The sequence below is a fragment of the Lysinibacillus sp. GW821-FHT14F06 genome (genome assembly GCF_058803665.1).
This window is the reverse complement of record NZ_JBXAPF010000004.1, coordinates 1-13,453: the sequence shown is the minus strand read 5'-3', so window position 1 is coordinate 13,453 and position 13,453 is coordinate 1. Positions and strand designations below refer to the sequence as shown.

Below are 13,453 nucleotides of genomic sequence, written 5' to 3'. Positions count from 1 at the left end.
TTGTACCAGAGCCGTTTCCTTTTGAATCTGAACAGTTGCTTTTTCCTATAATGCTCGTACATTTTGCCTTGTGTCTTTGAAAAGACGATAAGAAGGTTCTACAACAGCATAGCTATGTGAATTAGAAAAGTCTGTTAACACTTTGCCTGGTCTACTTTTCAAAAGTTGCAAATTATCAATTAATTGCAGCAATAGCTCATGACCATTGCCGCGTGGATGCCAGTTTAAATGATAATCATTTAGTTCCTTTACGGCTAGTAAAAAATGCTTATATTCGCGTTCTACAAAACTAATAAGTTTGCTATCCTGTGTGATTCGTGATAAATCTTCCAAATAAGTTTCATAAAAACGCATCACAATCGAGCACAATAAATCATTGACACGAGCAGCACTTAATACAGGCTTAGGCTCTACAAAAAGTCGTTCTAGATTTGGTTTGGCACGGGTTGAATCGATGCGTGTAATTAAATGATAAAGTTCGCCATCAACCTCATACACAATTGGATTTGTTGGCATATACATCATAAAGCTATTTGTTTTTGTTTTCAGGTTCTCTGTTATCTCTGCCCTTGCGAAAAGATGTCCATTAAATTCCTCATTTTGAATCCAAATAATGTCCTTGTTATATAAAATTTGATCAAATAGTCGCTGATTACTAATAAGGCTGGTTGCAAGTATTTGATCAACAAGTGATTCCACAGCCATTCTTGTTTTTGCTTGCTTGGCAACTTCAGTGCGTGGCTGCTTACAAATTTTCATATCCTCAAAGTGCGTTTCCTGTGCTGACCATACATGAATATTCGTCATAAGTGCATCCTCTTTTCGTACATATTTTCAAAACGGAAGTCATCAGTAAAAAAAGGATTTCCTTCATTTAGAGGAAACCCTTCGATTTATTGTTTTCGTTCATCACAAAAAGTCAAACAATACCCAAACCTAAATGTATGGGAATTTATCCACATACCTTTATTTAATTTGGGCGTCTGACGTACTGTGACAAACAGAGCATTCTGTTTTGTCAACATGCCACCTCCTATTCCTCGTAGGGTTATGGTGTGTACTCATAATAGGCAGGTATCCTGACTCATGATCATCGCTACTTTTCCCCTTCCCGTCGTTAAACAGTGGTATACGAAAAGTCGCTCACATTTACAGTTGCGGGACAGTGTCGGATTTGCACCGACTTCCCTTTTCAGTAAATTGCACGCAATTTACACCTATTATTACACGCTATTCAGTTGTTAAGGAATCGTGTTTACTTCACATTCCTTATAGCTTACTAGTATTAATTGTAAAGTAGTATTTTTCTAAAGTCAATTACCACAATATATAGTATATTCCTAAAAAAAATACTTTCTTCATTAAATAATTGGAAAAATGATTGTTACGATTATTGTTTGAAATTGTATGACATATATTTTCAACAAGCCATTTTATCCTATTAACTGCTTTTCAGTTGGTTCCGTATCATGATTTTGAAGCCCCTCAAAAATATTTGCATGTTTTACAAAAGAACTTTCATTTCATCCCTCCATTTTGCATTTGCATGGATATAATAATAAGCTCAAAATAGAGATACATTAAATACCTTTTAGCTTTTCATAATATTGAATATCTATAACTTACAAGCCATCAATAATCAAACACCCCACCATTTTCAGGTCTTGTCGAATGGGTAGCACATCATTCTTTATTGAGCTCATACAAAATACATGTACCTGAATATCTTTGATGATTCTTTAATTCAAATAGCTATAGGTATTGATATAAACTTCCTTGCTATTCTTCAATTCATACATGTACCCAGCAAGCCTTTGACCCTTCTCATGGTAATCTGTCCATTTCGCACCCCTTCTTCTTTTGCATAACAAAAAAGCCTCGCTTAAGCGCGGGCTTTTTATAATCTTGAAAGTGTCACAGGCAATGGGCCATTTATTTCAACATTGTACAAATGTTGTAAACTCCATAAGTTATATTTATAGTAGAATCTTCTATTACATAATTAAGCCTTAAATCGCTGTGTAAGCTGCTGTAAATTTTCTGCTTGTACACATAAATCTTGTGATACTGTATTGACCGCTTGCATGGAGGCGCTTTGCTCATCTACTGATTGTAGAACAACTTCTGTATATTGTGATAACCTATCCATACCAGAAGCAATTGTCATAACAGATTTTGTCACCTCAACAGCACTACCTGAAAGCTCCTCAGCCGTAGCAGAAATATCCTCCAGCTGACTCGTCATTTTACTTACATGTTGAGATATCGTACCAAATGACTTTGTTGCTTCATCAATAACATAGACACCCTGCTGAACATTTTTTAAATCCTCTTCAACCGATGACGCTACCTGTGCTGTATCATTTTCAATTCCAACTACTAGCTCAACAATCTGATGTGCTGAATGTTTGGATTGCTCTGCTAATTTACGAACTTCCTCTGCTACGACCGCAAAGCCTTGACCATGTTCCCCAGCCCGTGCTGCTTCAATTGCTGCATTTAATGCTAGTAAATTCGTTTGATCTGTAATGGTTGTTATCATATCAATCATTGTTTTGATATCCATCATTTTATTTGTTAACTGCTGCATTAACTGACTTGTTTTTTCAGTTGAGTTCGAGATAAATTGCATTTGATTTTTAGCCACATGTAAAATTTCTGCACCGTTACCTGCAACATCATTTGCTTCCTTTGCATGGTCAAAAACATCTTGCGTTGCTACAGTAATCCGTTCAATGCCATCTGCTGTTTCTTGCATAGCCACTGCACTTTCATTGGCTGATTGAGCTGCATGCTTAAGTCCATCTGATGTTTTTTCCATTTGAGAATCAACTTCATCAACAGCCATCGTAATTCCATTTGTACTGGCAGATAGCTCCTCTATACTCGTAGATAAGTCTGAAGAGCTATGGGCAATTTTTTGAGTGATAATTTGTAATTGTTCTTTCATCTCTATGAATGCTTTTGTTAACGCTGAAATTTCATCATTGGAATTCACTTCAATAGGAGCAGTATGCAAATTTCCCTCAGCAATTGCCTGAGCAGATGCTGCTAATTGGTTGATGGGCTTAATAATTTTATACTGTACATAGACAATATAGGAAAGTGTCATTGCAATTCCTAGTATTGTTAATATTGTGGATAACCAATCCAATGATGTAAGATTTGCTAGGTCTATGACTAATATAATAATCATAAGAACATTTAAAGCAGAAAAACCAATTATACTTCTTTTTCCTAAACTCATACTAAATTCCCCCAACTATAATAATATTCCAATGTAGTTATTATAGTTGAATTTTCCTTCGATTCACAGAAAAAAGCCCCACTATTGTAAGAAACAAGTCATATAAAAAAGCACTTTACGCTAGGCAAAGTGCTCTCTATAGTCTATTATTTCAATTTCATAATACTTGACCCTGCAATACCAGGATGTGTCATTTCATATGGATCTAAAATTAAATCCAATTGTTCAGTTGTTAGTACGCCTTCTTCTAAACAAAGTTCACGAATCGAACGACCAGAAAGAATTGCTTCACGCGCTAGACGAGCAGCCACTTCATAGCCAATATGTGGATTTACAGCCGTTAGGACACCAACACTTTTCTCCACATATTCTTTCATACGCTCTTCATTTGCTTCAATATCTTTTAAGCAGTTTTCAGTAAATGCACGGAATACATTATTCATTATGCTGATAGATTGAATTAAGTTAAATACTAACACAGGCTCCATCACGTTTAATTCTAATTGCCCTGCTTCAGATGCTAGAGAAATTGTATGATCATTACCGATTACTTGGAAGGCAACTTGATTTAAAACTTCTGGCATTACTGGATTTACCTTACCTGGCATAATTGAAGATCCTGGTTGGCGAGCTGGTAAGATAATCTCTCCTAAGCCGGCACGTGGACCAGAAGCCATTAAGCGAAGGTCATTCGCAATTTTAGACATGTTGATCATACAGATTTTTAATGCACCAGACACTTCTGTATAAGCATCCGTATTTTGTGTAGCGTCTACTAAATGAGTAGCACCTTTTAACGGTAATCCTGAAATTTCAGCAAGATGCTCATCGACAGACTTAATATAATCAGGGAACGCATTTAAACCTGTACCTACTGCTGTTGCCCCCATATTCACATCATATAGATTCGGGCGAGTTTGATGGATGCGTACAATATCACGGTTGATAACGCGGCAATAAGCTTCAAATTCTTGTCCTAATCGAATAGGTACTGCGTCTTGTAAATGAGTACGTCCCATTTTAATCACATGTGCAAATTGCTCTGCTTTTTGGTGGAATACCGCTTGCATATTATCCATTGTTAGCAGTAATTCATCTATTAAATTTAAAACAGCGATATGAATAGCTGTTGGGAAAGCATCATTTGTTGATTGGGACATATTCACATGGCTATTTGGACTGATTGATTGATAGTCCCCTTTTTCTTTCCCTAAAATTTCTAGGGCACGGTTTGCAATTACTTCATTGGCATTCATGTTGATCGATGTACCTGCACCGCCCTGAATTGGGTCTACTATAAATTCTGCATCCCATTTTCCATCAATCACTTCTTGTGCTGCTTCGACAATTGCCTCACCAATTTCTTTTGATAATAGGTGTACTTCCATATTGCCCAATGCTGCTGCTTTTTTGACAATCCCCATTGCTTTAATTAATGCAGAGTGAATTGTGTAGCCTGTAATAGGAAAGTTTTCAGTCGCACGTAGCGTTTGAATCCCATAATAAGCATTTGCTGGTAATACACGTTCACCTAAAAAATCTTTTTCTATACGTTGTGTTGACATCATTGTCGTCTCCTTTTATGCAATACTCACACTTGATAGTAGCTAATTAATGGCGGATTGTAAACAGTCATTTTTCTGTAAAATAAAAAAATCCTTTAAAAAAGTAAATTATTCGCTAAAAACCGAGCGCATTCTATACGCGCTCGGTCCATTATTCCGTATTATGATGTGAGTGTAGTAAAGAAAAGGAGCAAGTTATCAGCTACTCATAGGTACTGTTTGGTTACTATTTCTTTTCCGATAAATCCAACGCCTTCTTTATTATTTATCGGAAGTGACAGTAAAACGACTATTTATATGAGTTGGATTTTCAATTTCATCTACTACAGCTATGGCATAGTCCGCATAGCTCACATAGCTTTCACCAGCAGCATTCACCAATAAATGATCAGCACCCGCTTTGTAGCTTCCTGTTCTTGGACCTTCTGGATCAAAGAATGCTGATGGACTTAAAAATGTCCAAGTAATTGATGATTGTTGTAAATCATGTAGATTTTCACCTTGGTTTTTAGCTGTTGCATAAAACATTTCAGGAAAGTCCGGTGTATCCATTACACGTACAGTTTTTTCTGGGTCTACAAACAAGCTACCTGCTCCACCAACAACAAATAATTTTGTATCTATGCCAGTTAAAATTTCAATTAAATGACGACCTGCTTTTACATGTAATTCTTCCTGACCAAATGGGGCGCCAAACGCATTAACAACAACATCAAAGCCTTTTACATCCTCTTGCGTTAAAGCAAATACATCTTTCTCCATAACAGAAATATTTCCCACTACTTTCGATGCAGAGCGTACGATGGCTGTTACATCATGACCACGTTGTAATGCCTCCTCTACTATTCTTTGTCCTGCTTTCCCTGTTGCTCCAATTATACCAATCTTCATTATGTGTTCCTCCTAGTTTATAGTTGTAACCAATTAAGTTACAGGGTGGGTACAAAAGATCGACTTCGTTTAAAGACGAAGTTGATCTAGCACATCCTGTAAAGTTTGTGCTTGTAACTGTTCTTCCATTGCCTGCCAAATAGATGTATAAACACCCTCCAATGTATGTTGGATTTTTCTCCCCACCATACAGGCTGGATTTGGCTCATCATGAATCGCAAAAAGCTGCTCTGGCCCATCAATTGCCTGGTAGATAGCTAATAATGTTAAATCTTTTGGCTCTACCAATAACTCATAACCAGCGATGCCTGTTTGTGAAGACAGCAATCCTGCTTTTTTGAGAGTACCAATCATGCGTCTTACCACAACTGGATTTGTATTGACACTCCCTGCCATAAAGTCAGATGTTAACTGACTTTTATCAGATGTAGTTGCAATGAGCGAAAGTATATGGATCGCTACCGAAAATCGACTGTTCACCATATGTATCACCACCTGTTGTAACTATTATAGTTACAGGTGTAGATAAAGGCAAGAAAATTGCTTTATATACACCTGCCTTTATTTTTTCCATTTGAATGCTTATTATTCTTTTCTCTCGTGTAAACACGAAATCAATTTCGGCTTGGCGTAATTGCGTCCGGATTTTGAATTGTGCCCACACAATTCATTCCTTTGAAAATCCGTGACATCCGCCGGAGGCATTATCTTCATTCAGTAGGTGTTTGGACACCCACTGAAAAGAAACCAATACCTTATTCATCTCACCACCTGCAGAGGTGGGAGTCTTCTGTATCTGCTGCTATGCTTTCGATACAAAAAACATTTGCTGAATGAAGATAAAATTTAACCTAAAAATAGAGTAAGACATTTACCGCATGTAAAGGTTCAAGTGAATTGGGCTACAAATTGAAGTTCAACTTTAAATTCTCTTTACGTAAATAACTAGCTCTTGCCGGATTTCTCCGTTCTCCTCATAAAAATCTAAGTTATGAAATTCATACTTAAAGTGGCCTAATGGGAATGTTACACTCTCCCCTTGTGCTGCTGCTAATATGCCCGCCACATCCTGTGACACCATATGTAAAAGCTCTGTACCTGTAAACGTTTCTACAAATATCACATTCATCTAAAACACCTCCTAGGCTATTATAGCTTAGAAGGCGCTTACAATTATAATATATCTTCATGTCTTCTAAGACGAATTTCATCAATCACCTGCATCATTTTCTTAATTTGCTCCTGTGTTAATTTTGTAGAGATATAGGATTGCTCATGTTGTTGAATAGCATTTATTTCTGGTTGAGGCGGATGGATAGGCAACTTCCTTCTACGTTGTTTTTCTCCTCTTCCATCTATTTGAAACATCATTGATCTCCTCACACTATTCACCTCTACATTATTTTAGTCCTAAAGATAACTTATAACTAATTATTAGTATATATCCTATAATTGCCATATTCAATATAATGGAAAATTCTCTTTCGAACTTTTAGCAACTTTTTCTTAATGTATTTTATTCCGAAAAATTCGATTAAAAAAACAGCAACCAAATCGGCTGCTGCAAAAATTAAACGGCGATGGGTGCTTTAATTGCTGGATGTGGATCATAGCCCTCAATTGTTAAATCTTCAAGCTCCATATCAAAAATTGACGTTTTATTCGGATTAATTTTCAAGGTTGGTAGGTCCTTTGGTTCACGAGAAAGCTGCTCTTTTACTTGCTCCACGTGATTAATATATATATGAGCATCCCCAATGCTATGAATAAACTCGCCAACTTCTAATCCACACTCATGAGCAATTAAATGTGTCAATAATGCGTAGGAAGCAATATTAAATGGACAGCCTAATAGTGTATCCAAACTTCTTTGCATTAATTGACAGCTCAGCTTACCATCTGCAACATAAAATTGGAACATCACATGACATGGAGGTAATGCCGCTTTACTGCCTTTTGCTCCAGCGTCAATTACATCTTCTGGATTCCATGCATTGACAATGATTCGTCTTGAATCAGGATTATGTTTAATTTGATGGATTACATCCTGCAATTGATCGAGGCTCTCCCCTGTCGATGTTGTCCAATTGCGCCATTGCTTGCCATAAACATTCCCTAATTCCCCATATTTACGTGCAAATTCATCGTCCGATAATACACGCTCGCAAAATGATGCTAGCTCTTTTTGGTAAATTGCGTTAAACGATTCATCTATTAAACAGCGTCTACCAAAATCGGTCATATCAGGACCTGAATAGTCATCAGATTCAACCCATTTTTTAAAGGCCCATTCGTCCCAAATATGGTTATTATTCTGTAATAAATATCGAATATTAGTATCACCTTTAATAAACCAAAGGAGCTCACTGGCTACAAGTTTAAACGGAATACGTTTTGTCGTTAAAAGCGGGAAGCCTTTACTGAGGTCAAATCGCATTTGATAGCCAAATACACTATATGTCCCTGTTCCTGTACGATCTTCCTTTTTAATGCCATTCTCTAATATATGTTGTAATAAATGTAAGTACGCAGTTTCTGGATGCGTCATCGTTTCTCAACAGCTCCTTCATGTTTGCTGTTGACCATTATAACATCTAACAACTATATTTGGACGAGCAAAAAGAAAAACCACCTCTAAAATAAATCATACTATGACATACCTGAATCAAAGGAGTTATTGTTTAATTCTTTTGAGATTTCACTCTCAGTCGTGACGAAAAACGTAGGCAGCAAAATAATATTCAATAAAATCGGTCCAACAATAAATAATAAATCAATGCCTGGATTAAAATAAAGACCAAATGCAGTCAACAGCCCAGACATAATTAGAAAAACAATTTGAGCAATGATTACCATTAAAGGAACGATTTGATACAGATAGTTTAACTTTCGGAACTGATGCATATTTTCTGGATCATGAACGATTCTCTTTTTCAAGCGTCTTGACATTACTATGCAAGTCATTAATTGCACTAATATAAAGCTAAAATAGATAACACTATTCAGCACCAATTGACCTTTCATGACAGTACCATCAAAATGACCCACCCGCTGTTGTAAAAGCTCGTAGACAGCTCCCTCATAGACATATTCCTGGTCACTTAAAAGCGTGAGAGGTGCTACGAAGCCGAATGCTGCCCAATCATTTGCATTGACTTTCCAATTCGTTAATTTACTAGCTAAAATACGTAATTGAATAGCTTCATCTTCACCAAACATTCCTACAAGAATGCTATATGGAATCGCTACTTTCATTTGGCCACTTTGCTTTTCTTGAAATAAATCCTTAATGAAGAAAGTATACGCAACATCTGATTGGTTCGCTTCATAATGAGCCTCTTCTACCTTCCAATGACTTGCTAACGAGGATTCAATTTTATTCCTCATCTCAACATAAGGCTTATCTTTATGTAAACGCTTAGGAATTTTATAGACAAAATGATTATCACTCCCGATAATACAAATATCAACTTCGACCTTATCTTTTTCAAAGGCATTAGCAATTGCTGTCATTGGATACAACATTATGCCGACTAGGAAAAAAAGGATTAGCGACAATCCGCACTTTTTCACGCAATGCTCCCCCTTTCCGTCATATATGCTAGATTTACACTATCATAGCTTTTACCGAAAAGACTATTTCGTTATTCCGAAAAAGCAATAGTGGTTTTCCGAAAGACCTGATTTCGGTATTCCATAATTGCCATTAATTATGGATAATGTATAGCATACTATTTAATGAAACGGGGTTTATTCGATGAAAATAAATGAGAGAAAAAGATGAACAAATGGACATATAGTATTTTCATTGCATATTTAGTAGTAGGAATTTATGTACTTGCCGTAACAATAAAGGTACCTTTTATTGGTATTTTAGTGGACTCGTCTAGTGGGCAACTGGTTATAGATGATCTCTATTATCCTGATTGGGCACAGCAACAAAATATTGAAACTGGTGATATTTTACTGACAATTGACGGAAAACCTGCGCAAGAAAATAGTTCCATTCAATTTCACTCTGTCGCAAGAAGTGCCAAAGACTTAACGATTATCAAACCTAGTGGCGTTGTTCACGCTATATCAGTTCAACATCAGGATATACCTGAGGAATTATTTTTACAAATTATTTTTCCAATATTTTATTTCGTTTTATCTTTTGGTATTGCACTCTACTTATGGAGAAAAAATAAAGAAAATCAACAAACAAGACTACTAGTACTATTTCTATTAACCTGTTCTTTAGCTTATACTAGTTCAGGCGCTTCCTCTAGAGAGAATCTTCTCGGTATGCTAGTTATAGGGATATGCATCATTTTATGCTTAGTGCTTTTTATTCACTTTTTGCAATCATATTTCTGCTACTTACATCTAGAATGGAGATATCTCGATACAAGATGGCTTTATTTCATTCCACTAGCTTTTTTATGTTGTAATGTTTTTGAATTATTTAATCGAGAATTGAGGGAAGTAATTGCCTCTATTAATTTAGGCCTATTTGCTGTGCTTGTCCTTTATGCCATCTACATATTACTTACAAGTTATTTACGCACAAAATTGGCAAAAATTCGCCTAATAGCTATTGCTTTTATCACACCATTCTTACCATTTTTACTTTTTTTCGTAATACCTGAAATTTTAGGTCACGAACCCATTTTACATGCGGAGTTTGCTGCACTATTTTTATTATTTATTCCATTTTCCTTTATCTTCATTCAAGTGAATGAGCGACTCTTCGATATTGAATATCAATTATCTCGTTTTCGTTATTATTCTACCCTTGCTTTTTTTAGTGCCGTAATACTGACTTCAAGCATAGCCTTACTATTTTTAAAGGACATTTCGCTTGTTAAAATGACGAGTATCTTTATTCTTATTTTTCTCGTTATCATAGCGAGCTTCTATATAAAAGAGCAGCTTGATTTTAAGTACCGAAAAATTATTTTTTCATCCACTGGCAATTATGTACATAATTTATATGCTGCGGTTAATAGAATGGGGAAAGCAAAAAATCAACAAGAATTATTGAAACTATTCAAATATGAAATCACCGAAAAACTTGGTACCACAGCCTTTATGATTACAACCGAAACAGAAGTTGTACCATTCGTTCGTGGTGAGATTATAGAAAAAATGGGCACGATTCAACTGCTGCTACACGATACAGGTGAAGAAAAAGTTGTTTTAAAAATAAGACACCCCCTACAGAAAGAAGAACTTCTTTGGTTAGAGTTATTATCACTTTATGTCTCTATGTTTATAGATAATTTAAAGCTTATTGAAGATTTAGTGCAAGAAATTCAACATATGAAGGATTCCAATGATACGCAGCTACCTTGGCTCGATAAATTATTGTGGAATATTATTGAAAAGGAAAAAAGTATTTTAGCGCAAGAATTACATGACACCATTTTACAGGAACAGCTTCATTTAGCGAGAGAGCTAGATGTGCTTGCTGGATCACCGCTTATAAAAAAAGAAAAGGTATTAGATATTCGGGAGCAATTGCTGAATGCCACAAAAGATTTACGGGAATATTGCGAAAATCTAAGCCCTCCTTTACTTGACACATTTGGATTACAAATGGCTTTAAAAAAATTAATACAAAAGGTAAAAATACGAGCAGATTTTTTGTTAAGTGCTCATATAGAACGTGTCCAATTTCAGGATGTCACCTTACATTTAGTCGTTTATCGCCTAGTACAGGAACTGTTAAATAATGCGATAAAGCATGCTGAGGCAACTGAAGTATCATTAAAGTTACAAGCTATTCCACATGGTTTTATCCTACAATACGATGATAATGGCATTGGCTGTAATATTGAAGATTTAATGCAATCTTCAGCTTCCATGGGGATAAACGGAATTCGTGAGCGTGTACGCGCATTTAATGGTGAGATCAACATTGCCTCCAGTCATAATGAAGGAATGCATATATTTATTCAAATACAAGAGGACGGAGATTCGTATGATTAATATTCTTATTGTAGATGACCATCCTGTCGTTTTAGATGGTACTAAAACACTATTACAGGATTTAACAGATGTAAATATAGACACCGAGCAGAATTGTGAAGCAGTATTATCAAGAATGGATGTTCAAGCTTTCCAACTATTTTTAATCGATATTAATATGAAACCAACTAATGGCATTCAACTTTCTGAGATGATTAAGAAAAAACAACCAGAAGCCATTATCTTACTGTATACAGGATACGAGCTTTCCGATTATTACGAATTACTTGTGGAGAAAAAAATTGACGGACTACTTTCAAAGCTAGCCACCAAAGAGCAAGTGATTCAAACCATTTTAGCTGCATTAAGAGGTGAAATTCTACTGTCAGCAGATTTTTTAGATTTCGTTCAACAGCGTACGAATATGCCAAATAGGAAGCAGGAAGTTTTTCTCAGTGACAAAGAACAAGAAATTTTACAGCTTGTCTCACAAGGCTGTACGAATAAAGCTATTGCATCTGCCATTGGCGTAACACAGAGAACTGTAGAAAACTATTTATCTAAATTATTTGTTAAGCTTAATGTAGAATCAAGAGCTGAGGCAGTGATTGTAGCGAAAGAGAAAGCGTGGATTGACTAACAAGAGTCAACGTCATAAAGTATATATTACAAATGTAAATTTTCCCTTTCTAAAAACGGAATATACTGGATAAATGTATAAAACTGTTATATACTAAAACTAATAATTACATTACTTCTTTTATGTCATTAAAATCACGTATTCAAAAGGAAATACGGGCTTTTGAATACGTGATTCTTTGCAAGTGATGGAAGGAATATGATTGTTGAATTTTTTTGGGAGGGTGTTCACACATGACACAAGGTACAGTAAAATGGTTTAACGCAGAAAAAGGTTTTGGCTTTATCGCAGTTGAAGGTGGAAATGATGTATTTGTACATTTTTCTGCAATTCAATCAGATGGCTTTAAAACTTTAGAAGAAGGTCAAAAAGTGGAATTCGGTGTAGAAGAAGGAAACCGTGGACCACAAGCAACTAATGTTGTCAAGATTTAATGTAAGCCATAGCATTTATAGTGCAAAAATTCAAGAGACATCCTTTGTTTGGATGTCTCTTTTTCATGTTATTACCCCTGTGTATTATCAGCGCTTAAAAAACGACACAGGAAATTTAAAATTGCAATATAGAACGGAAATAAAAAGATCATTGCAAAAAGGATTAATCCTTGCACAGGTGCTGGTGAATCGCCTTGATTGGTAATTGGAAAAATACTTGTAAATAGAAAAGTAAAGATGATTGAATATGGCAGCCAAAGAATAGTTGTTACATAAACTAATCGGTGACGAGCAAGCCATTTAGCTGTTAGTTTATACATTACAATACTCGCTACTATCCAACCGATTGCGTGCACCAGAAATAAAAAAATATCAAACTGCTGCCCTTCCCATCCAGTTAGTCTTACCATTCGATAATAATTCACTTGTAATTCAATCGAAATAAAGAACATAAGCCCATAATATATACTCACTAGATTCAGCTTAAGAAAATAACTCATTTCTTAGCTCCTTATGCATACGAATGTAAACCAGCAATCACTAAATTTACAAATACTTGATTAAAGATGATAATGCCAAAGCCAATAATCGCTAACCAAGCTGTTTTTTCACCCTCCCACCCCTTTGAAAGTCGAAAATGAAGGAAGGCTGCATAAAATAAAAATGTTATTAGTGCCCATACTTCTTTAGGGTCCCAGCCCCAGTATCTACTCCACGCAATTTG

14 protein-coding genes and 1 riboswitch are annotated in these 13,453 nt (G+C 35.7%); of the genes, 3 read left to right on the top strand and 11 right to left on the bottom strand.

Features of this window, described 5'->3' with window-relative positions; all coding sequences use genetic code 11:
- Positions 1–45: 45 nt before the first annotated feature.
- From AC1RNS_RS04970 to AC1RNS_RS04930, 9 genes are all read right to left on the bottom strand, one after another.
- Positions 46–807: a hypothetical protein gene (locus AC1RNS_RS04970; protein WP_492991219.1), complete on the bottom strand. Its 762-nt coding sequence runs from the start codon at positions 805–807 to the stop codon at positions 46–48.
- Positions 808–1,052: 245 nt separating this feature from the next.
- A riboswitch (cobalamin riboswitch) is annotated at positions 1,053–1,236 on the bottom strand.
- A 766-nt stretch (positions 1,237–2,002) separates the two neighbouring features.
- A complete protein-coding gene (locus AC1RNS_RS04965; protein WP_492991217.1) occupies positions 2,003–3,247 on the bottom strand; it encodes a methyl-accepting chemotaxis protein in 1,245 nt (414 codons plus the stop codon).
- A 146-nt stretch (positions 3,248–3,393) separates the two neighbouring features.
- Entirely contained in the window at positions 3,394–4,815 is a 1,422-nt protein-coding gene (gene aspA / locus AC1RNS_RS04960; RefSeq protein WP_492991216.1) for an aspartate ammonia-lyase, read from the bottom strand.
- Between the two features lie 258 nt (positions 4,816–5,073).
- A complete protein-coding gene (locus AC1RNS_RS04955; protein WP_492991215.1) occupies positions 5,074–5,703 on the bottom strand; it encodes an NAD(P)-dependent oxidoreductase in 630 nt (209 codons plus the stop codon).
- A gap of 69 nt (positions 5,704–5,772) precedes the next feature.
- Positions 5,773–6,186, bottom strand: a complete 414-nt coding sequence (locus AC1RNS_RS04950; RefSeq protein WP_492991214.1) for an Rrf2 family transcriptional regulator — start codon at positions 6,184–6,186, stop codon at positions 5,773–5,775.
- 439 nt (positions 6,187–6,625) lie between these two features.
- On the bottom strand, positions 6,626–6,832 hold the full coding sequence (locus AC1RNS_RS04945) for a thymidylate synthase (protein ID WP_492991213.1): 207 nt from the start codon (positions 6,830–6,832) through the stop codon (positions 6,626–6,628).
- Between the two features lie 44 nt (positions 6,833–6,876).
- Positions 6,877–7,071: a hypothetical protein gene (locus AC1RNS_RS04940; RefSeq protein WP_492991212.1), complete on the bottom strand. Its 195-nt coding sequence runs from the start codon at positions 7,069–7,071 to the stop codon at positions 6,877–6,879.
- Positions 7,072–7,273: 202 nt separating this feature from the next.
- The gene (locus tag AC1RNS_RS04935) at positions 7,274–8,251 is read right to left on the bottom strand and encodes a thymidylate synthase (RefSeq protein WP_492991211.1); all 978 of its coding nucleotides are present in this window, start codon (positions 8,249–8,251) and stop codon (positions 7,274–7,276) included.
- Positions 8,252–8,352: 101 nt separating this feature from the next.
- On the bottom strand, positions 8,353–9,276 hold the full coding sequence (locus AC1RNS_RS04930) for a hypothetical protein (protein ID WP_492991210.1): 924 nt from the start codon (positions 9,274–9,276) through the stop codon (positions 8,353–8,355).
- 207 nt (positions 9,277–9,483) lie between these two features.
- Between AC1RNS_RS04930 and AC1RNS_RS04925 the strand changes: the two genes are divergently transcribed.
- From AC1RNS_RS04925 to AC1RNS_RS04915, 3 genes are all read left to right on the top strand, one after another.
- Positions 9,484–11,676 (top strand): sensor histidine kinase, encoded by a 2,193-nt coding sequence (locus AC1RNS_RS04925; protein WP_492991208.1) that lies wholly within the window; start codon positions 9,484–9,486, stop codon positions 11,674–11,676.
- Positions 11,669–12,295 (top strand): response regulator, encoded by a 627-nt coding sequence (locus AC1RNS_RS04920; protein WP_492991206.1) that lies wholly within the window; start codon positions 11,669–11,671, stop codon positions 12,293–12,295. The genes AC1RNS_RS04925 and AC1RNS_RS04920 overlap by 8 nt, the downstream gene beginning before the upstream one ends.
- Before the next feature lie 233 nt (positions 12,296–12,528).
- A complete protein-coding gene (locus AC1RNS_RS04915) occupies positions 12,529–12,729 on the top strand; it encodes a cold-shock protein (RefSeq protein ID WP_054771532.1) in 201 nt (66 codons plus the stop codon).
- Positions 12,730–12,800: 71 nt separating this feature from the next.
- Here AC1RNS_RS04915 and AC1RNS_RS04910 read toward each other — a convergent pair whose 3' ends face one another.
- Positions 12,801–13,229, bottom strand: coding sequence for a hypothetical protein (locus AC1RNS_RS04910; RefSeq protein WP_492991204.1), 429 nt, complete (start codon positions 13,227–13,229; stop codon positions 12,801–12,803).
- An 11-nt stretch (positions 13,230–13,240) separates the two neighbouring features.
- A partial coding sequence (ccsA, locus tag AC1RNS_RS04905; protein ID WP_492991202.1) for a cytochrome c biogenesis protein CcsA occupies positions 13,241–13,453 on the bottom strand: 213 nt, incomplete at its 5' end.

Excerpts from the sequence above, each read along its gene's own strand:
- AC1RNS_RS04940 (WP_492991212.1), bottom strand. The coding sequence starts at position 7,071 with ATGTTTCAAATAGATGGAAGAGGAGAAAAACAACGTAGAAGGAAGTTG.
- AC1RNS_RS04935 (WP_492991211.1), bottom strand. The coding sequence starts at position 8,251 with ATGACGCATCCAGAAACTGCGTACTTACATTTATTACAACATATATTA.
- aspA (WP_492991216.1), bottom strand. The coding sequence starts at position 4,815 with ATGATGTCAACACAACGTATAGAAAAAGATTTTTTAGGTGAACGTGTA.
- AC1RNS_RS04915 (WP_054771532.1), top strand. The coding sequence starts at position 12,529 with ATGACACAAGGTACAGTAAAATGGTTTAACGCAGAAAAAGGTTTTGGC.
- AC1RNS_RS04945 (WP_492991213.1), bottom strand. The coding sequence starts at position 6,832 with ATGAATGTGATATTTGTAGAAACGTTTACAGGTACAGAGCTTTTACAT.
- AC1RNS_RS04910 (WP_492991204.1), bottom strand. The coding sequence starts at position 13,229 with ATGAGTTATTTTCTTAAGCTGAATCTAGTGAGTATATATTATGGGCTT.
- AC1RNS_RS04970 (WP_492991219.1), bottom strand. The coding sequence starts at position 807 with ATGACGAATATTCATGTATGGTCAGCACAGGAAACGCACTTTGAGGAT.
- AC1RNS_RS04955 (WP_492991215.1), bottom strand. The coding sequence starts at position 5,703 with ATGAAGATTGGTATAATTGGAGCAACAGGGAAAGCAGGACAAAGAATA.
- AC1RNS_RS04965 (WP_492991217.1), bottom strand. The coding sequence starts at position 3,247 with ATGAGTTTAGGAAAAAGAAGTATAATTGGTTTTTCTGCTTTAAATGTT.
- AC1RNS_RS04950 (WP_492991214.1), bottom strand. The coding sequence starts at position 6,186 with ATGGTGAACAGTCGATTTTCGGTAGCGATCCATATACTTTCGCTCATT.
- AC1RNS_RS04920 (WP_492991206.1), top strand. The coding sequence starts at position 11,669 with ATGATTAATATTCTTATTGTAGATGACCATCCTGTCGTTTTAGATGGT.
- AC1RNS_RS04925 (WP_492991208.1), top strand. The coding sequence starts at position 9,484 with ATGAACAAATGGACATATAGTATTTTCATTGCATATTTAGTAGTAGGA.